Source organism: Brevundimonas viscosa (genome assembly GCF_900116065.1).
GTDB classification, from domain to species: domain Bacteria; phylum Pseudomonadota; class Alphaproteobacteria; order Caulobacterales; family Caulobacteraceae; genus Brevundimonas; species Brevundimonas viscosa.
This window is the reverse complement of the sequence record NZ_FOZV01000008.1, coordinates 26,696-44,192: the sequence shown is the minus strand read 5'-3', so window position 1 is coordinate 44,192 and position 17,497 is coordinate 26,696. Positions and strand designations below refer to the sequence as shown.

The following is a 17,497-nucleotide window of genomic DNA, read 5'->3' as shown; positions in this document are numbered from 1 at the left end:
CCCCGGTGAGGCGGTTTCGCTTCGGGCCGCCCGGCTGGCTGCCCTGGCTCGGGCCGCTGCTGGCGGCCGGGATCGGGGCGGCGGTCGGGGAATATGGCCTCGGCGGCGGCTTCTGGACGGTGTTGATCGCGGCCCTCGTCGGCGGCTTCCTGCCCATCCTCGGCAACGCCCTGTGGAAGTGGCGGCACCACCGTTGAGATGAGGCAGCTCAGACCCGGGCGGTTCGCCAGTGGGGGTGTGTGACGTAGGCGGTCACCGCTCCGTCTTCGCAGGACCGGATCGTCACCGTCTGTCCCTTGGGCATATGGACGATCTCGCCGGGTCCTGCAGTCAGCTCCCCGTCATCGCTGGTCACCGAAAGTCGGCCCTCAAGAACGATCATCACGTCATCGACGGCCATCGTCTCTGTGAGGCTCTGCCGGGGTCCGTAGCGGCCGTAGCCGATGGTGATCGGCGCCCCGTCGCGCTCGTCGACGAGGTTGCCGGCGAACACCTCTCCGTCCTGACCCGGCGATCGCTCCATCGCCGCGTCGGCGAGGGTGAATTTGCGAACCTTCATGGTCTGCTCCCTGCTGCAGGGGGAAATCACGGCGGAGGACACGGTTCCCCCTAGTGAAAGTCCCGTGATCCGGGCAGCACCCGCACGTCCCGCGGATGCCGTCCCCGCGCCGGCTCGTGCGCCGAGCCGGGCGCCCGGTCGGGGGTGAGGTCGCCCAGCATGGCGGTCCAGTCGACCAGTTCCTCGACCACCAGGTGGCTGACCCCCTCGGCCCGCTGCACCCGCCCTTTCGCGACCACCATGCGGGCCCCCATGGCGGTGGGGCGGAAGGCCTCGAACACCCGCTCCCACAGCACCAGGTTGGCGACGCCGGTCTCGTCCTCGAGGGTGATGAAACAGACCCCCTTGGCCGTGCCCGGCCGCTGGCGGACCAGCACCACCCCGCCGACCTGCACCCGCCGCCCGTCGGGCAGGCGCGCATAATCCTCCGCCGTCACCGCCCCCGCCCGCGTGAGGCGCTCGCGCAGGAAGGCGACCGGGTGACCCTTCAGCGACAGGCGGATCGACTGGTAGTCGCCGACCACCTCCTCGGACGGCGCCAGCTCCGGCAGGGCCTCGGGCGGGCGGCCGTCGGTCTCGACCAGACCCATGGCCTCGAACAGGGGCGCCGAGGCGGCGGGCGGCGCGCCCTTCACCGACCACATCCCCGGCCGCCGGCTCAGCTGCAGCGAACCCAGCGCATCCGCCTCGGCCAGTCGGTCGAGCGCCGAGGGCGGCAGCTTCGCCCGCATCCGCAGGTCCTCCGCGTCGGCGAAGGGACCCGCGGCCCGCGCCGCGACGATGGCGTCCGCCCACGCCTGCCGGAAACCGTCGATCGAGCGCAGCCCCAGCCGCAGGGCCCGGCGCTTCCGCCCGTCGCGCGGCTCCAGCGCGGCGTCCCAGCCGCTGGCGTTGACGTCGGGGTGGCGCACCTCGACCCCGTGCTCGCGCGCGTCGCGGACCAGCTGGGCGGGGGCGTAGAAGCCCATCGGCTGGCTGTTCAGCAGGGCGGCGGTGAAGGCCTCGGGCCAGTGGCGCTTCATCCACGCGGAGACGTAGACCAGGTGGGCGAACGAGCAGGCGTGGCTCTCGGGGAAGCCGTACTCGCCGAATCCCTTGATCTGCTCGAAGCAACTCTGCGCGAACGCCGGCGGATAGCCGCGCGCGATCATCCGGCCGACGAACATCTCCTCGTACTCGTGGATGGTGCCCATGTGCCGGAAGGTGGCCATGGCCCGGCGCAGGCCGTTGGCCTCCTTCGAGCTGAACCGCGCCGCCTCCATGGCGATGCGCATGGCCTGTTCCTGGAACAGGGGCACGCCCAGGGTCTTGTGCAGCACCCGCCGCAACTCGTCGCGGTCGCCATGTTCGGGGGCCGGATGGGGGAAGTCGACGACGTAGGGCTCGCCCCGCGCCTCGGCCTCGCGCTTCTCCTTCCGCCGCTGCAGATAGGGGTGGACCATGCCGCCCTGGATCGGTCCGGGGCGGACGATCGCCACCTCCACCACGAGGTCGTAGAAGGTGCGCGGCTGCAGTCGCGGCAGCATGGCGATCTGGGCCCGGCTCTCGACCTGGAAGACGCCGATGGAGTCGCCCCGGCACAGCATGTCGTAGACCGCCGGATCCTCCTGCGGGACCGTGTCCAGCGCGAAGCGCCGTCCGTAGGCGCCCTCGATCAGGTCGAACCCGCGCCGGATCGCCGTCAGCATCCCCAGCGCCAGCACGTCGACCTTCATCAGGCCCAGGAAGTCGACATCGTCCTTGTCCCATTCGATGAAGGTCCGATCCTCCATCGCGGCATTGCCGACGGGCACGATCTCGATCAGCGGCGTCTGGCTCAGCACATAGCCGCCGACATGCTGGCTCAGGTGGCGGGGGAATTTGATCAGCTCGGCGGTCAGCTCCAGCGCCAGGGCCAGGCGCGGGTCGTCGCGGTCGAGCCCGGCGCCATCGACGTGCTCCGCCTTCACCCCGTCGCCCCACCCGCCCCAGACGGTGTCGGCCATGCGGGCGGTGACGTCCTCGGTCAGGCCCAGCGCCTTGCCCACGTCGCGGATCGCCGAACGCGGCCGATAGTGGATCACCGTCGCCACGATGCCCGCCCGGTCGCGACCGTAGCGGCGGTAGACGTACTGCATCACCTCCTCGCGCCGCTCGTGCTCGAAATCGACGTCGATGTCCGGCGGCTCGTCGCGGTCGGCCGACATGAAGCGCTCGATCAGCACGTCCTGCTCGGCCGGGTTCACATTGGTGACGCCGAGGCAGAAGCAGACCACCGAGTTGGCCGCCGACCCCCGCCCCTGGCACAGGATCGGCTGGGGCTGCGATCGGGCCCAGGCGACGATATCGTGCACGGTCAAGAAATAGTTCGGATATTTCAAGAGCTTGATCAGCTTCAGTTCCTTGACGATGGTCCGCTGAACCTTGTCCGGGACGCCGTCGGGCCACTTCTCTCGCGCGCCCCTGAAAGCCAGGCGGATCAGCCGCCGCTGGGCGCTCCAGCCGTCAGGCACCGGCTCGTCGGGGTACTGGTACTCCAGCTCGCGCAGGGAGAAGCGGCAGGCCCGCGCCACCTCCATGGTCCGCTCCAGCGCCGCCTCGTGACCGCGGAACAGCCGCGCCATCTGCGGCGGCGGCTTCAGATGCCGTTCGGCATTGGCCTGCAGCCGGCGGCCGGCGCGATCGATGGTCGTCCCTTCGCGCACGCAGGTCAGCACGTCCTGTAGCCGGCGCCGGTCCGGGTGGTGGTAGAGCACGGCGTTGGTGGCGATCATCGGCGCGCCGGTCCGCTCCGCCATCGCCGCCAGCCGGTTCAGCCGCCGCCGGTCGTCCCCGCGCCACAGCGGAGCCGCGGCCAGATACAGGTCGTCGGGCCAGGCCCGCCGCCACGCCGCCAGCCGCGCCTCGAAGGCCGCGTCGGGCCGCTCCGGCGCGGGGACCAAGGCGATCAGCCCCTCGCCCAGCGCCACAGCCTGTTCGAAGCTCAGCCGCGTCTCCGCCTTGGGGATGCGTTCGGCGTCGGGATCGACGCCCGGCTGCGGCACCGCCTCGCTCTTGCCCAGCGACAGCAGGCGGCACAGGCGGCCGTACGCCGCCCGGTCGCGCGGAAACACGATCAGTTCGGTCCCGTCGACGAAGCCCAGCCGCGACCCGACCACCAGCGGCAACCCCGCCTCCTCCGCTCCCATCAGCGCCCGCACCATGCCGGCCAAGGTGTTGCGGTCGGCCACGCCCACCGCCGCCAGCCCCAGCGCCCTGGCTTGCAGCATCAGCTCGCCCGGGTGCGACGCGCCCTCGAGGAAGCTGAAGTTGGTCATCACGCCCAGCTCGGCGTAGGCGCCGTTCCAGCCGTTCACGGCAGCACCCCGTGCATCCACCATGAGGGCGCCCGCTCGCCCTCGCCCCCGCCGTACTCTCGGCCATACAGCCCCTCGCGGAACAGCCAGTAGCGACCGCCGGCCTCGTCCTCGACGCGATAGTAGTCGCGGGTGCGGACCGTGCGGCGGTCCCCGGCCGGCCGCCACCACTCGGGCGACAGGCGCTCGGGCCCGTCGGCGCGGATCACCCGCCGCGACAGCCGCCGCCAGGTGAAGCGGGCCGGGGCCCCGTCGGGCAGTTCAGCGATGGCGTCGACGGGCTCGGGCGGATCGAACAGCAGGATCGGCCGCCGTCCGGGGTCGCCCTCCAGCGGCGCGGGCGAACCCGCCAGCGCCGGTCGCCAGCGCTCGGCCCGTTCGGGAATCCAGCTGTCGACCTGTTCGGGAGCCAGCACCCGGTCTTCGCCCAGCCGGGCCGACAGGCGGTCGACCAGCGCCGCCAGGCCCTCGGCCTGCCGCGCCGCCTCGTCGTGGAGCGCGGTCTGGCGGGCGAGGACCGGCTCGACAAGTTCGGCGGCCAGCATCAGGGCGTCGATGCCGAAGCCGAGCTCCAGCCGGCCCAGACCGGCCTCGCGGAACAGGCGCAGCCACACCGACGGCTCCCGTCCCGGCCGTCCGGTGCGGATCGCCAGCGACGTGGTTCCCCCGTCGGTCCGGAAGCCGGTCAGGGTGAGGCTGCGCGCGCCCTGCCCGTCCCGCTCCAGCGCCGCCGCCAGATCGTCGACCAGTTCCGGCAGTCGCGCCTCCACGCCCGCGAGATCCCCCAGCGGCTCTGCGAAGGCCTGCCAGGCGCGATAACGGGGCGGCGACCGCACCGGCGTCAGGGCCTCGCCCTCGTAGCCCAGCGCCTGGTCCAGCCGGCGCACCAGCTCGACCCCGCCCGTGCCCCGGAAGCGCCGCGCCAGGCCGGCGCGGGGCATGGCGTAAAGGTCGCCGATCCGCTTGAGCCCGAAGCGCCGGGCCTGCGCCAGGGCGGCGGCGTCGAGCCGAAGCGCCGCCAGCGGCAGCTCGGCCAGCCGCTCCCGCAGCCGCTCCTGTCCCACCACCGGGGCAGGGCCGTCCGGATCGCTCCACCGCGCCAGGGCCCAGGCCCCGCCTGGCGTCGGGGCGGCGGCGGCGCGGGCGGCGATCCCCGCTTCGGCCAGTCGCTCGCGGATCTGGGCCAGCAGGGCGCGCTCGCCGCCGAACAGATGTCCCGCCCCCGTGACGTCGAGGAACAGCCCCTCCAGACCGTTGGGCGAGGGATCGAGGCTGACCGAGGGCGACCAGCGCTCGGCCCAGATCGCCAGCGCCTCCAGCGCCCGGTCGTCGGCGGCCGGGTCAGCCGGCTGACAGGCGAGGTGCGGGAGCATGGCCAGGGCGTCGGCCTGCCCCTGGCCGCGGCGCAGGCCGGCGGCGCGAGCGGCAGGATTGAGGGCGTGCAGCACCACCGCGCCCCGGCCGTTCTTCAGGGTCAGGGCGAAGGGCTGGCGGGGGTCGAGGGCGGGCTCAGGCGGCGAGGCCGGCGCGTGCGCCCGTTCCAGCGATCGCCGCCGGACGGACACCGGCCAATCGATCAGCCAGACGGAGACGATGCGTCTCATCATCCTGCTCCAGAATCCACGTCCCCGGCCGCTCCCCCCGTCCCCGCACCAGTTCGACCCCCAGCCGCGCCAACCCGGGCGCGCGCGCATCATCGCGGTCGCCCGCGCTCGTCAGGGTCGAGACGCGCCAGCGCCGGCGGGCGGCGCTCAGTCCCTCGAGACCGCGCGACAGGGTGACGCCGACCGCGCCGCCGTGGCGGGCCGCGAACTCCAGCCGCCGGCTCTGCGCCAGGGTGGCGTCGCCGACCGCGCCCACCGCCAGCGACACGGCGCCCGAGCGCAGCCCCTGCTCCAGGGCCCACAACACCTCCGCCGGCGTCGTCGCACCGACGAGGATCGGGGGCGGCCCCGCCAGCCCTGACGCAAAGGGACGCCCGTATTCGCCCAGCCAGGCGCGGGTCAGGGCCAGCAGCACCGGCCGCGCATCCGCCACGGGCCGCCGCGACAGGGCGAAGGCCAGCGCCGCGCCTATGTCCCGCGGCAGGGGCGCGCACGCCTCCTCCAGCGGCGCGGCCGCCTCCGGAAAGCGCTCCGGCGATGCGAAGGGCGAGGGGGTCATGGGGAGTCCAAAAGAGATCGTTCTCTTTTTGTTCCCGCGCCTCCCGAGAGTCAAACGGGGAATCCGCCGGCTGTGGAAAGCCGTCAACCCTTCGGGCGGGCGCGCAGCTCGTCGCGGATCTCGGCCAGCAGGGTCTCGGTCGGCGTCGGCGCCGCCGGCGTCGCCTCGGGCGCGGCCGCCTGCTGGCGGCGCAACCGGTTGATCCCCCTGACCAGCAGGAAAACCACCAGAGCCACGATCACGAACTGGATCAGGGTGTTGATGAAGGCGCCGTACTGGATCGCGACCTTCTCCACCGCCTCGGTGGCGGGATTCTCGGGCCGCAGCACCCACTCCAGCCGCGAAAAGTCGACCCCGCCGGTGAGCAGGCCGACCGGCGGCATCACCACCTGGTCGACCAGACTCTTGACGATGTCGTTGAAGGCCGCGCCGATGATCACGCCGACGGCCAGGTCGATGACGTTGCCCCGGGCGATGAATTCCCGGAACTCCGACGCCATGCCCATATCAGGCGTCCCCGGAGGCGTTCAGCCGCTCGCGCAGCTCCTTGCCGCTCTTGAAGAAGGGCACCGCCTTGGCCGGGACCTCGACCGGCTCGCCGGTGCGGGGGTTGCGCCCGGCGCGCGCGGGCCGGCCCCGCACCGAAAAGGCGCCGAAACCGCGCAGCTCCACGCGCCCGCCCTCGCCCAGGGCGTCGACCATCCGGCCCAGCACCACATTGACCACCCGTTCGACCTCGGCGTGGGTCAGATGGGTGTTCTCGGAAGCGAGCTTTTCGATCAGCTCGGACTTGATCATTCGGCCCCCCACCCAGTTCAGTCCTGCCCCGGACCCATACGGGTGCATCCGAGCGCGGGATGCAACCCCACCCTAGCCGTCGCGCGTCGGGCGAAAAAGGGCCAACTGCCGGTTCGGGCGTAGAAATATGGGTTAACTGTCGTCCACCGTACACGCCCGATCCGCCCCACGGACCACGAAAAAGGCGGCCGGATCGCTCCGGCCGCCCCATCGTATTCCGTCGTGGCGGAAGACCTTACTCCTTCGAGCCGGCCTTCTCGCGCAGCGCCGCGCCGAGGATGTCGCCCAGCGAAGCGCCCGAATCCGACGAGCCGAACTGCTCGATGGCTTCCTGCTCGTCCTTCATCTCGAGCGCCTTGATCGAGACGGAGACGCGGCGCGAGGCCTTGTCCACCGAGGTGATCATGGCGTCGACGCGGTCGCCGACCGAGAAGCGCTCGGTGCGCTGCTCGGCGCGGTCGCGGGACAGGTCCGACTTGCGGATGAAGGCGGTGACCGGCGCGTCGTCCTCGCCGAACTTCACCTCGATGCCGCCGGTCTCGATCGCCGTCACGGTGACGGTGACCTGCTGACCCTTGCGATAGGTGTCGCCTTCCATCGGATCGCCGCCGAGCTGCTTGATGCCCAGCGAGACGCGCTCCTTCTCGACGTCGACGTCCAGCACCTTGGCCTTGACGGTCTCGCCCTTGCGGTAGCGCTGGATGGCTTCCTCGCCCGACACGTTCCAGTCGAGGTCCGACAGGTGGACCATGCCGTCGATGTCGTTGTCGAGGCCGATGAACAGGCCGAATTCGGTGGCGTTCTTGACTTCGCCCTCGACGGTCGAGCCGATCGGGTTGGCGGCGACGAAGGCGTCCCACGGATTGTCCTGGGCCTGCTTCAGGCCCAGCGAGATGCGGCGCTTGGAGGCGTCGACGTCCAGCACGACGACGTCGACTTCCTGCGAGGTCGAGACGATCTTGCCGGGGTGGACGTTCTTCTTGGTCCAGGACATTTCCGAGACGTGGACCAGGCCTTCGACGCCGGCTTCCAGCTCAACAAACGCGCCGTAGTCGGTGATGTTGGTGATGCGGCCCGACATCTTGGCGCCGACCGGATACTTGGCTTCCACGCCATCCCACGGGTCGGCCTGCAGCTGCTTCATACCGAGGCTGATGCGTTGGGTGTCCGGGTTGATCTTGACGATCTGGACCTTGACGGTGTCGCCGACGGCGAGGACCTGCGACGGGTGCGAGACGCGCTTCCACGACATGTCGGTGACGTGCAGCAGGCCGTCGATGCCGCCCAGATCCACGAACGCGCCGTAGTCGGTGATGTTCTTGACCACGCCTTCGCGGACTTCGCCCTCTTGCAGCTGGCCGACCAGCTCGGTGCGCTGTTCGGCGCGGGCTTCTTCCAGGATGGCGCGACGCGAGACGACGATGTTGCCGCGCGGACGGTCCATCTTGAGGATGGCGAAGGGCTGTTCCTTGCCCATCAGCGGGGCGACGTCGCGCACCGGGCGGATGTCGACCTGCGAGCCCGGCAGGAAGGCCGAGGCGCCGCCGAGGTCGACGGTGAAGCCGCCCTTGACGCGGCCGACGATGACCCCGTTGACCGGCTGGCCGTCGGCGAAGACCACTTCCAGACGGGTCCAGGCTTCCTCACGGCGGGCCTTGTCACGGCTGATGACCGCCTCGCCCAAGGCGTTCTCGACGCGCTCCAGATAGACCTCGACGTTGTCGCCGACCTTCGGGATCACGGCGCCTTCGCCGATGCCGAACTCGCGGGCCGGGATGCGGCCTTCGGTCTTCAGACCGACGTCGATGATCAGGATGTCCTTTTCCATGCCGACGACGCGGCCGTGGACGACCTGGCCTTCGCCGAGGTCGCGACCCTGCAGTTGCTGGTCGAGGAGGGCGGCGAAATCGTCGCGGGTGGGAGAGAGGGTGTCGGTCATGTAGCTCTTGGGTTGGAGAAAGGGTTATGGCGCGCGGCCGGACGGCCCCGCGCAAGGTGGTGGACTGTGAGACAGGTCGTCGGGATGCGAGGCGAAGGATCGCCGGAACGCCCGCGGAATTCGAAGACGGAGCGTTTGGTTTAGTCCGGGGGGTCTACAGACCGTGCCGGACGCGCGCCGCTTCGACGATACGGCGGGCCGCATCGAAGGCTGCCTCTATATCCATATCGGTCGTGTCCAGCAAGACGGCGTCGGCGGCCTGCACCATGGGCGCGGCCCCGCGGCCGGCGTCGCGCTCGTCGCGTTTCACGATGTCCGCCAGCATGTCCTCGAAGGCGATGGTCTCGCCCCGGCCGGTCAGCTGCTTCCAGCGCCGCATGGCCCGCACCTCCGGCGTCGCCGTGACGTAAAGCTTGGCAGGCGCTTCCGGGGCGATGACGGTGCCGATGTCGCGGCCGTCGAGGACGGCGCCGCCGGGCTGGCCGGCGAAGGTCTTCTGGAACGCCAGCAGGGCGGCGCGCACGCCCGGATGGCCCGCCACCCGGCTGGCCGCTTCGCCCGCGCCCCGGCTGGTCAGGCGCTCCGTATCGACGAGGTGGCTGGCGTCGAGCGACCGCGCGACGCCTTCGGCGGCCTCCGCATCGTCGAGCGATCCGCCGGCGTCGAGCACGCCGATCCCCACAGCCCGGTACAACAGGCCCGTGTCGAGATGCGGCAGGCTGTAGAGCTTCGCCAGCCGCGCGGCGATGGTGCCCTTGCCCGAAGCGGCGGGTCCGTCGACAGCGATGATCAGGGCGGCGCTCATGTGGAGGCCGCGATATCGGCCCCGAGCCCGCGCATCAACTCCACGAAGCCCGGAAAGCTGGTGGCGATCATGTCCGGCTCGTCGACCGCGACCGGCCGCTCGGCCGCCAGTCCCAGCACCAGATGGCTCATGGCGATGCGGTGGTCGTGGGCGGTGTGCACGGTCGCCCCGCCCGGCACGGCGCCGCCGGCGACGACGAACCCCTCCGCCTCCTCCGCGACGTCCACCCCACAGGCGCGCAGACCGGCGACCATGAGGGAGATGCGGTCGCTTTCCTTGACCCGCATCTCACCCACGCCGCGCATCACCGTCTCGCCCTCGGCGAAGGCCGCCGTGACGGCGAGGATCGGATATTCGTCGATCATCGAAGCCGCCCGAGCCTCGGGCACGACCACGCCCGACAGCTCCGAATGCCGCGCCGTCACGTCGCCGACCTCCTCGCCGCCCGCCGTGCGCCGATTCGAGATCGTCAGGTCCGCCCCCATCTCGCGCCAGGTCTCGAACAGGCCGGTGCGCAGGGGGTTCAGCATGACGCCTTCGACGGTCACCGACGAGCCGGGGACGACGAGGCCCGCCGCCAGCGGAAAGGCGGCGGAGGACGGATCGCCGGGGATCCAGACGGCGGTTCCGGTCAGGCGCTGCCCGCCGCGCAGGGACACGCGCCAGCCCTCGCCGACCGCCTCCACCCCGACCTCGGCTCCGAAGGCGCGCAACATCCGCTCGGTGTGGTCGCGGCTCCTCTCCGGCTCGGCCACCGTGGTCACGCCGTCGGCGTTCAGGCCCGCCAGAAGGATGGCGGACTTGATCTGGGCCGAGGCGACAGACTGGGTGTGGTCGATCGCGGCCAGCGCCCCGCCGCTCACCTGCACCGGCAGACGATCCTCCTCGCCCAGCCAGTCCAGGCGCGCGCCCATCTCAACCAGCGGCCCGGCGACCCGCTTCATCGGGCGCTTCCTGAGCGAGGCGTCGCCGTCGAACACGGCGGAGACCGGATAGCCCGCCGCCGCGCCCATCAGCAGGCGCACCCCGGTGCCGGCGTTGCCGCAGTCGATGAGGCTGTCCGGCTGACGAAAGCCGCCCTGCCCGGTCACGCGCCAGCGACCCGGGCCGGTCCGTTCGACGCCCGCGCCGAAGGCCTGCACGGCGCGCGCCGTGGCCAGCACGTCGTCGCCCTCCAGAAGGCCGTCGATCTCGGTGGTCCCGCTCGCCATCGCCCCGAGGATCAGGGCGCGGTGCGACATGCTCTTGTCGCCCGGCGCACGCGTCCTGCCGGACAGCGCCCGGCTGCGGCGGGCGGTCAGATGGGAGGGGGTCGTCACCCGGCGGTCTCCGGACGGTGCTGGGGGGCGCGGGCGCGCGGAGATGGCTTTTGACAGCGGCCCCAAGGGGTGGCAAGGGAGCCGCCCGAATTCCCACACCGTGCGAGGCGCCCCCGTGGCCAATCCCGAACTGGGCCAGAAGCAGGTCTGTCCGAACTGCCAGGCCAAATTCTACGACCTGAACCGTCGCCCGGCACACTGCCCGAAGTGCGATACCGACTTCGATCCGGAAGAAGCGCTGAAGCTGCGCAACCGCCGCGGTCGCCCGGGCGGTTACGCGCCGGACGAGACGCCGGAAGAGGACGCCGAGGATCAGGTCGACAAGAAGAAGGCCGCCGCCGAGGACGAGGACGAGGACGAAACCGTCACCGCCCCGGAGATCGACGAGGAAGGCCACGAGCCGATCCTCACGCCGGACGATGACGACGACGACGCCGTCGACCCGACCGAGGAGCCCGGCATGGGCGAGGCGAGCGACGACGACGACGTGCTCGGCGACGACGACGACGACGATTCCGTGCCCTTCATCGAGGACGAGGACGACGACTCCTTCGACGAGGACATCGTCAAGCCCGAGAAGGACGAGGACTAGGATCAGAGGGGCGGCTCCGGCCTTCGTCGGCGCCGCCCTGACGCCTCTCCGGGAGGTCTCCTGAAGGGGCGAAAATAAATGTCGGAACCGGGCTTGATCGCCGAAAAGCCCTGACATAGGTTCCGCCGCCTCGCCGGGGGGCGAACACCAATACCCCCGGCGATCCGACCGAAAGGTTCGGGGCTATAGCTCAGTTGGTAGAGCGCTTGAATGGCATTCAAGAGGTCAGCGGTTCGACTCCGCTTAGCTCCACCATGAAGGCCCCGCGGGATACCGCGGGGCCTTCGCCTTTTCCGGCCGGCGCCGTCCGTTGAAGAGCGGCCGGGCCCACCCCATCTGAAGCCCGACCGGCGCCTTGCCGATTGCGGGAGGCGCGGACGGTCGCAACGCCTGCTTCGGGGGCACGAGACGTGAATACGCGCACCATCCTGTTCGACAGCCCGTTCCTGCTCGGCTTCGATCACACGCGGGCCCTGATCGACCGGGCCGCCCGCGCCGCCGCGGACAGCTATCCGCCCTACAACGTCGAACAACGGGGCGAGCACGCCGTGCGCATCAGCCTGGCCGTGGCGGGCTTCGGGCCGGACGATCTGTCCATCACCCTCGAAGGCCGCCAGCTGACCATCGCGGGCAAGCGCGAGGAGGCGGGGAAGGCCGACCAGGCCTTCCTGCACCGGGGCATAGCGGGCCGCGGCTTTGTGCGCAGCTTCGTGCTGGCCGACGGGCTGGAGATCAACGGCGCGCGGCTGGAGCATGGCCTGCTGCACGTCGACATGAGCCGCCCCGAAGACACGCCGGCGGTCCGCCGGATCCCGATCACGACGGGCTGAGGGCCGTCGATTCCATCGGCCGCCGCTGACGGGGCCGAACCACAGCGCCGGCCGGCGCGTTAGTAGAGTGAAGGAGGCGGTCCTGATGACGCCGATGATGATGACAAGGGAAGACTTCGCCGACCTCGGCGCCCCCGATCTGGTGTATGTGCGCGAGATCCGGGCCGCGGACATCCTGGCTGACACCCCCGTGGCCGCCATCCAGGGGCTGTCCATCGACCCTGAGGCGACCCTCTATGCGGTGCACGGCGCCGATGGCGAGCGGCTGGCGGTGATGATGGATCGCGAGACCGCTTTCGCGACCGCCGTGGCCCACGAGCTGGAGCCCGTCTCCGTCCACTGATCCTCGCCGGGGGCGGCCTGGTGTCAGGCCGCCGTGGCGGGGGCGTTGTCGCGCACGAACAGGGCGCGGATGGCGTCGGCGGTGCGGGCCTGCCGCAGCTGCTCGCGCATCTCCGACGAGCGCAGGGCCCGCGACACCGCGGCGAGGGCGCGCAGATGATCGGCGCCGGCTCTGGGCGGGGCGAACAGGGCGAACAGCAGATCCACTGGCCGATCGTCGACCGAGCCATAGGCGACCGGGGTATCCAGACGGACGAACACCGCCGTCACCCGCTCCACACCTTCCAGGCGGGCGTGCGGCACGGCCACGCCGGCGCCGAGGCCGGTGGAGCCCAGCGCCTCCCGCTCGAGCAGGGCCTCCAGCACCTTGTCTTCCGGCAGGCCCAAGGCCGGCGCGGCCGCGTCGGCGACGACGTGGAGCGCCTGACGCTTCGACGATGCGCCGCTGCGCAGGACGACCCCGCCGTCCGCCAGCAAATCCCCGATGTCCATGAGAACCCCGACCTTACCCGATCATCCCGGACGGGCGGGCGCCGTGTAGACGACCCGCCTCGTTGTGGGAAGCATTATGCGTCCGGATCGCTTACCGAACGGTGTCCATTGAGCGCCCTGGTGGTCCGTTCCGGGTCGATCCAGCCGACGTTGCCGTCGGGTCGCCGGTAGACGACCGACAGCCCGCCGTGGGCGGCGTTGCGGAACACCACCACCGGGTAGCCGGTCATGTCGAGCTCCGCCACGGCCCGCCCCACGGTGATGGTGCGGATCTCGGTCTCGGTCTCCGCGATGACCATGCCGACCGGCGGCGGTTCGTCGGGACGGCCGGCTTCGCCGAACGCCTCGTCCTCGACCGAGTCGGGATCGCGCAGGACGATGCTGCGGGCCACCTCGCGGGCGGCCATCTCCGTCTTCTCGGGCGACAGGTGGCGCGGGCCGGCGTGGTGATCCTTGAGCCGGCGCTTGTAGCGACGCACCCGCTTCTCGAGCTTGTCGAGGCTTTCCGTGAAGGCCGCGTGGGCGTCGCCGGCGAGACCGGAGGTGAAGACGACCTGGCCCGAGGCCAGCCGGACCCAGCAGTCGACCTTGAAGCTGTGACCCTCCTTGGCGACGATCACCTCGGCGTCCTGGGCCCCTCGTTCGAAGTACTTGCCGATCCCGTCCTGGAGTTCCTGGGTGATGCGCGAGCCTAACGCTTCGCCGACATCGACTTGCTTGCCACTGACCTGGATTTGCATGTCCGTAGAACGCTCCGGCCGGCGGTTGGTGTCAACGCTGATCACCGTTTTGTGGTGACGGTTCGCCGCAGGAGCGAAACCCTCAGCCCGTCTGCAACATCCGCTTGCGCTGGACCGACGACGGGATGCGCAGGGCCTCGCGGTACTTGGCGACGGTGCGGCGGGCGATGTCGATCCCCGCCTCCTTGAGCAGTTCGACGATCCGGTCGTCCGACAGGACGTCGCCGTCGCGACCTTCGCCGTCGATCATGCTCCGGATCCGGTGGCGGACCGCCTCGGCCGAATGCAGCGCGCCGCCGTCGGACGACTGGATGGCGGCGGTGAAGAAGAACTTCAGCTCGAACACGCCGCGAGGGGTGGAGACATACTTGTTGGAGGTCACCCGGCTGACCGTCGACTCGTGCATCTCGATGGCGTCGGCGACGGTCTTCAGGGTCAGGGGCCGCAGGAACTCGACCCCGAAGGCGAGGAAGGCGTCCTGCTGGCGGACGATCTCGGAGGCCACCTTGAGGATGGTCTTCGCCCGCTGGTCCAGCGACTTGACCAGCCAGCTGGCCTGGGCGGCGCAGTCGGCGACGAAGGTCTTCTCGGTGTCCGTGCGCGCTCCCGAGGCCACCACGCCGTGGTAGCGCTTGTCCATGATCAGCCGCGGCAAGGTGTCCGAGTTCAGCTCGACCTTCCAGCCGCCGGCCGGATCGGGCCGGACGTGGACGTCGGGGATCACCGTCTGGGCCGGTTCGCCGCCGAAGCCGGCCCCGGGCCGGGGCGTCAGCGCCTTCAGTTCGGAGATCATCTCGGCCATGTCCTCGGCGTCGACGCCGCAGAGCCTGCGCAGCCCCGCCAGATCGCGCTTCGCCAGCAGGTCGAGGTTGTCCAGCAGTACGGCCATGGCCGGGTCGAAGCGGTTCCGCTCGGCCAGCTGCAGCTCCAGGCATTCGGGGACGGAACGGGCCATGACGCCGGTCGGCTCGAAGCCGTGGCAGACGGTCAGGACGGCCTCGACGCGGGCGGGCTCGACGCCCAGCCGGTCGGCGACCTCGGCCAGATCGCCGCGCAGGTAGCCGCCCTCGTCGACCATGTCGATCAGGGTCAGGGCGATGGCGTGGTCTGCCGCCGACAGGCCTGCTTGCGACGCCTGGGCCTGCAGATGCTCCCACAGGGTGGCCTCGCGCGTGTCCGGCTGTTCGCGCCCCTCGCCGTCCGGAGCCCCCCCGCCGGAGCCGGCGCGGGACCAGTCCGAAAGGCCGGGCTGGGCCTCGTCGGACATGCGGTCCGAAGTGCGCTCGCCCGGCGCGGCGTCGCCGTAGACGTCGTCGGCGCGCGCGTCGACCGCATCGGCGGCGTCGGCGGAGCGGCCGTCCTCGAAGCTCATCTCGGTGCGGTCGCTGGCCTCAACCGCTTCCGGCAGGGCGTCATTGGCCTCGCCCGGTTCGGCGTCCTCGCGCTGGAGCAGCGGATTGCGCTCCAGCTCGGCCTCGACGAAGGCTTCGAGCTCCAGGTTGGACAGCTGCAGCAGCTTGATCGCCTGCTGCAGCTGGGGCGTGATGACCAGCCCCTGCCCCTGCCTGATCTCCAGCCTCTGCCCGAGCACCGCCCAACCCCCGCGGGCCATGTGGCCCGAAACTTGCTGCGGCCACCCTGTGGCCGAAGCGGTTAACGAGGGTCTAAGGGCCCCGGAGAGCCCGGGGCCGGGGGACAGCCATGTCGGACTTCGAGTTCACCTTCGCGCTCTTCGGCCTGCTGCTCGGCCTATCGCTGGCGGAGGTGCTCGGCGGCCTGGCCCGGGCGCTTGAGGCTCGACTGCGGATTGGAAAGGCTTTCCGCATCGGCTGGCTCACCCCCCTCCTGGGGGCCTTTGTCGTGCTGGATCTATTGTCGTTCTGGCAGGCGGCCTGGGTGAGCCGCGACGTCATCGACGTCACGGGCTTCGTCCTGATGGCCGTGACAGTCTTCGCTGGCAGCTACTATCTCGCCTCCTCCCTCGTCTTCCCGCGCTCCCTCGAGGACGCCGTCGACCTCGACGTCCACTTCTTCCGCGTGCGCCGGATCGTCATCGGGGTGATGCTCGCGTTGCTGCTGGTGCAACTGGCCTTCTACGCGAGCGTCCCCGAGCTTGCGGTGCGATTGCGCGCCGCTTTACCAATCGCCCTGACCGCCTTGTTGTTATGTCTCATGACTATCGCCATGTTCGTACGAGACCCGTTCTGGGCCCGGCTCGCCATGGCGGCGCTCGTGGCGAGATACGTCCTCGCCTACATCCTCTGATGTACAGAGCGGGAAACGAGCCGCCCCGCGGCTTCAGCCGTACATGTCGCCCAGGTAGACCCGGCGCACTTCCGGATCGCGGATCACATCCTCGGCCTTGCCCTCGAACAGCACCGCCCCGCCCGAGATGATCGAGGCGTGATCGATGATGTCGAGGGTCTCGCGCACGTTGTGGTCGGTGATCAGCACGCCGATGCCCTGCCCCGCCAGGTAGCGGATCACCTGGCGGATGTCGGCGATGGCCAGCGGGTCGATGCCGGCGAACGGTTCGTCGAGCAGCATGAAGGACGGCTTGCCGGCCAGCGCCCGGGCGATCTCGCAGCGCCGCCGCTCGCCCCCGGACAGGCCGGAGGCCGGCGCATGCCGGAGATGGTCGATGCGCAGCTCCTCGAGCAGCCGGCTGACCTCGTCCTCGATCGCCTGGCGGCCGGTATGGTGCAGCTCGACCACGGCGCGGACGTTGTTCTCGACCGTCATGCCGCGGAAGATCGAGGCTTCCTGCGCGAGGTATCCCAGGCCCATGCGGGCGCGCTGGTACATCGGCTGGGCGGTGATGTCCTCGCCGTCGAGGAAGATCCGGCCCGAGTCCGGCGGGATCAGGCCGGTGATCATGTAGAAGCAGGTCGTCTTGCCGGCCCCGTTGGGGCCGAGCAGGCCGGCGACCTCGCCGCGCTGCACCGTCAGGGAGACGTCGCGCACCACCTGCCGCGGGCCGAAGGATCGCGCCAGATGCTCGGCGCGCAGGCCGGTCGGGTGCGGCGCCCCGGCCGGCGTCTCGGGGACGACGGCGTCATGGACGTTGAGGGCGGAGAGTTCCTTGCGCGCCACGCGTCCTCCGAGCCGGGGCTCAGTCCCCGCTCTCGGGATAGAAGACGCCCTGCACGCGACCGTTCGACCCGCCGTCCATCTGCGCCGCCTCGGTGCGCGTGTTGTAGGTCAGGCTGGCCCCGGTCATGACGTTCTCGCCCTGGGTCAGGATCACGTCGCCGGTCAGGACGATGGTGTCGTTGGCCGGGGTGTAGACCGCGCGGTCGCCGCGGATGGTCTGTTCCGGGGTGACGAAATAGACGTTGCCCGTCGCCTCCACCCGGGTCAGGTCGCCGTCGCTGATCGTCCCCTCGACGCGGTCGGCGCGGATGCGGCTGTCGCCCTGGGTCAGTTCCGCCCGGCCGCGCAGCGACAGGGTCGTCGGCGTGCGCGCCACCTCGTCGGCGCCCCACATGATCGGCTGGCCGGCCTGGAAGCTCTGGGCGTCGCCGATCGTCGGCAAGGCCGCGAGGGACAGGCCGAGAACCGCGGCCGCGAGAAGTCTGCTCAT

General features: G+C 70.9%; 19 protein-coding genes and 1 tRNA gene. 6 read left to right on the top strand and 14 right to left on the bottom strand.

Going from position 1 to position 17,497, the window contains the following annotated elements; genetic code table 11:
- The first annotated feature begins 5 nt into the window (after positions 1–5).
- Positions 6–197 (top strand): complement resistance protein TraT, encoded by a 192-nt coding sequence (locus BM333_RS13340; RefSeq protein ID WP_245777276.1) that lies wholly within the window; start codon positions 6–8, stop codon positions 195–197.
- Between the two features lie 11 nt (positions 198–208).
- Here BM333_RS13340 and BM333_RS13335 read toward each other — a convergent pair whose 3' ends face one another.
- The 9 genes from BM333_RS13335 to aroA all read right to left on the bottom strand — a co-directional run bounded on the left by BM333_RS13335 (position 209) and on the right by aroA (position 10,900).
- A complete protein-coding gene (locus BM333_RS13335) occupies positions 209–559 on the bottom strand; it encodes an ethanolamine utilization protein (RefSeq protein WP_092312648.1) in 351 nt (116 codons plus the stop codon).
- Positions 560–609: 50 nt separating this feature from the next.
- A complete protein-coding gene (locus tag BM333_RS13330) occupies positions 610–3,894 on the bottom strand; it encodes an error-prone DNA polymerase (RefSeq protein ID WP_245777275.1) in 3,285 nt (1,094 codons plus the stop codon).
- Positions 3,891–5,498 carry a Y-family DNA polymerase gene (locus tag BM333_RS13325; RefSeq protein ID WP_177221898.1) on the bottom strand — a complete coding sequence of 536 codons (1,608 nt, stop codon included), beginning with the start codon at positions 5,496–5,498 and terminating at the stop codon, positions 3,891–3,893. The genes BM333_RS13330 and BM333_RS13325 overlap by 4 nt, the downstream gene beginning before the upstream one ends.
- Entirely contained in the window at positions 5,404–6,057 is a 654-nt protein-coding gene (locus BM333_RS16015) for a hypothetical protein (protein ID WP_177221897.1), read from the bottom strand. Before BM333_RS16015 ends, BM333_RS13325 begins: the two co-directional genes overlap by 95 nt.
- An 83-nt stretch (positions 6,058–6,140) precedes the next feature.
- On the bottom strand, positions 6,141–6,563 hold the full coding sequence (gene mscL, locus BM333_RS13320) for a large-conductance mechanosensitive channel protein MscL (protein WP_092312639.1): 423 nt from the start codon (positions 6,561–6,563) through the stop codon (positions 6,141–6,143).
- Between the two features lies 1 nt (position 6,564).
- On the bottom strand, positions 6,565–6,855 hold the full coding sequence (locus tag BM333_RS13315) for an integration host factor subunit beta (RefSeq protein WP_092312636.1): 291 nt from the start codon (positions 6,853–6,855) through the stop codon (positions 6,565–6,567).
- 235 nt (positions 6,856–7,090) lie between these two features.
- Positions 7,091–8,794 carry a 30S ribosomal protein S1 gene (gene rpsA, locus BM333_RS13310; RefSeq protein ID WP_092312633.1) on the bottom strand — a complete coding sequence of 568 codons (1,704 nt, stop codon included), beginning with the start codon at positions 8,792–8,794 and terminating at the stop codon, positions 7,091–7,093.
- A 154-nt stretch (positions 8,795–8,948) separates the two neighbouring features.
- On the bottom strand, positions 8,949–9,599 hold the full coding sequence (gene cmk, locus BM333_RS13305; protein WP_092312630.1) for a (d)CMP kinase: 651 nt from the start codon (positions 9,597–9,599) through the stop codon (positions 8,949–8,951).
- Positions 9,596–10,900 carry a 3-phosphoshikimate 1-carboxyvinyltransferase gene (gene aroA, locus BM333_RS13300; RefSeq protein WP_281246062.1) on the bottom strand — a complete coding sequence of 435 codons (1,305 nt, stop codon included), beginning with the start codon at positions 10,898–10,900 and terminating at the stop codon, positions 9,596–9,598. The genes cmk and aroA overlap by 4 nt, the downstream gene beginning before the upstream one ends.
- Before the next feature lie 133 nt (positions 10,901–11,033).
- On the opposite strand from aroA, the gene BM333_RS13295 reads away from it, so the two are divergent.
- The 4 genes from BM333_RS13295 to BM333_RS13280 all read left to right on the top strand — a co-directional run bounded on the left by BM333_RS13295 (position 11,034) and on the right by BM333_RS13280 (position 12,683).
- The gene (locus BM333_RS13295) at positions 11,034–11,510 is read left to right on the top strand and encodes a TIGR02300 family protein (protein ID WP_092312627.1); all 477 of its coding nucleotides are present in this window, start codon (positions 11,034–11,036) and stop codon (positions 11,508–11,510) included.
- Positions 11,511–11,689: 179 nt separating this feature from the next.
- Positions 11,690–11,765: transfer RNA gene (locus BM333_RS13290), tRNA-Ala, on the top strand.
- A gap of 155 nt (positions 11,766–11,920) precedes the next feature.
- Positions 11,921–12,340 carry an Hsp20 family protein gene (locus tag BM333_RS13285; protein WP_092312624.1) on the top strand — a complete coding sequence of 140 codons (420 nt, stop codon included), beginning with the start codon at positions 11,921–11,923 and terminating at the stop codon, positions 12,338–12,340.
- Positions 12,341–12,425: 85 nt separating this feature from the next.
- Positions 12,426–12,683, top strand: coding sequence for a DUF1150 family protein (locus BM333_RS13280; protein WP_092312622.1), 258 nt, complete (start codon positions 12,426–12,428; stop codon positions 12,681–12,683).
- Between the two features lie 23 nt (positions 12,684–12,706).
- Here BM333_RS13280 and BM333_RS13275 read toward each other — a convergent pair whose 3' ends face one another.
- The 3 genes from BM333_RS13275 to rpoN form a co-directional block, all read right to left on the bottom strand.
- Positions 12,707–13,174: a PTS sugar transporter subunit IIA gene (locus BM333_RS13275; protein WP_092312619.1), complete on the bottom strand. Its 468-nt coding sequence runs from the start codon at positions 13,172–13,174 to the stop codon at positions 12,707–12,709.
- Positions 13,175–13,248: 74 nt separating this feature from the next.
- Positions 13,249–13,914: a ribosome hibernation-promoting factor, HPF/YfiA family gene (gene hpf / locus BM333_RS13270; protein WP_092312616.1), complete on the bottom strand. Its 666-nt coding sequence runs from the start codon at positions 13,912–13,914 to the stop codon at positions 13,249–13,251.
- Between the two features lie 82 nt (positions 13,915–13,996).
- The gene (rpoN, locus tag BM333_RS13265; protein ID WP_218151466.1) at positions 13,997–15,526 is read right to left on the bottom strand and encodes an RNA polymerase factor sigma-54; all 1,530 of its coding nucleotides are present in this window, start codon (positions 15,524–15,526) and stop codon (positions 13,997–13,999) included.
- An 89-nt stretch (positions 15,527–15,615) separates the two neighbouring features.
- Between rpoN and BM333_RS13260 the strand changes: the two genes are divergently transcribed.
- Positions 15,616–16,179 (top strand): hypothetical protein, encoded by a 564-nt coding sequence (locus tag BM333_RS13260; RefSeq protein WP_092312613.1) that lies wholly within the window; start codon positions 15,616–15,618, stop codon positions 16,177–16,179.
- Positions 16,180–16,212: 33 nt separating this feature from the next.
- Here BM333_RS13260 and lptB read toward each other — a convergent pair whose 3' ends face one another.
- Both lptB and BM333_RS13250 read right to left on the bottom strand, forming a co-directional pair.
- Complete coding sequence (lptB, locus tag BM333_RS13255) at positions 16,213–17,007, bottom strand: LPS export ABC transporter ATP-binding protein (protein WP_092312610.1); 795 nt, start codon at positions 17,005–17,007, stop codon at positions 16,213–16,215.
- Positions 17,008–17,026: 19 nt separating this feature from the next.
- Entirely contained in the window at positions 17,027–17,497 is a 471-nt protein-coding gene (locus BM333_RS13250) for an LptA/OstA family protein (protein ID WP_245777274.1), read from the bottom strand.

What these genes read in the sequence shown, in the direction of transcription:
- BM333_RS13335 (WP_092312648.1), bottom strand. Translation starts at nt 559, where the DNA reads ATGAAGGTTCGCAAATTCACCCTCGCCGACGCGGCGATGGAGCGATCG.
- BM333_RS13325 (WP_177221898.1), bottom strand. Translation starts at nt 5,498, where the DNA reads ATGAGACGCATCGTCTCCGTCTGGCTGATCGATTGGCCGGTGTCCGTC.
- BM333_RS16015 (WP_177221897.1), bottom strand. Translation starts at nt 6,057, where the DNA reads ATGACCCCCTCGCCCTTCGCATCGCCGGAGCGCTTTCCGGAGGCGGCC.
- mscL (WP_092312639.1), bottom strand. Translation starts at nt 6,563, where the DNA reads ATGGGCATGGCGTCGGAGTTCCGGGAATTCATCGCCCGGGGCAACGTC.
- BM333_RS13315 (WP_092312636.1), bottom strand. Translation starts at nt 6,855, where the DNA reads ATGATCAAGTCCGAGCTGATCGAAAAGCTCGCTTCCGAGAACACCCAT.
- rpsA (WP_092312633.1), bottom strand. Translation starts at nt 8,794, where the DNA reads ATGACCGACACCCTCTCTCCCACCCGCGACGATTTCGCCGCCCTCCTC.
- cmk (WP_092312630.1), bottom strand. Translation starts at nt 9,599, where the DNA reads ATGAGCGCCGCCCTGATCATCGCTGTCGACGGACCCGCCGCTTCGGGC.
- BM333_RS13280 (WP_092312622.1), top strand. Translation starts at nt 12,426, where the DNA reads ATGACGCCGATGATGATGACAAGGGAAGACTTCGCCGACCTCGGCGCC.
- BM333_RS13275 (WP_092312619.1), bottom strand. Translation starts at nt 13,174, where the DNA reads ATGGACATCGGGGATTTGCTGGCGGACGGCGGGGTCGTCCTGCGCAGC.
- hpf (WP_092312616.1), bottom strand. Translation starts at nt 13,914, where the DNA reads ATGCAAATCCAGGTCAGTGGCAAGCAAGTCGATGTCGGCGAAGCGTTA.
- rpoN (WP_218151466.1), bottom strand. Translation starts at nt 15,526, where the DNA reads ATGGCCCGCGGGGGTTGGGCGGTGCTCGGGCAGAGGCTGGAGATCAGG.
- BM333_RS13260 (WP_092312613.1), top strand. Translation starts at nt 15,616, where the DNA reads ATGTCGGACTTCGAGTTCACCTTCGCGCTCTTCGGCCTGCTGCTCGGC.
- BM333_RS13250 (WP_245777274.1), bottom strand. Translation starts at nt 17,497, where the DNA reads ATGAGCAGACTTCTCGCGGCCGCGGTTCTCGGCCTGTCCCTCGCGGCC.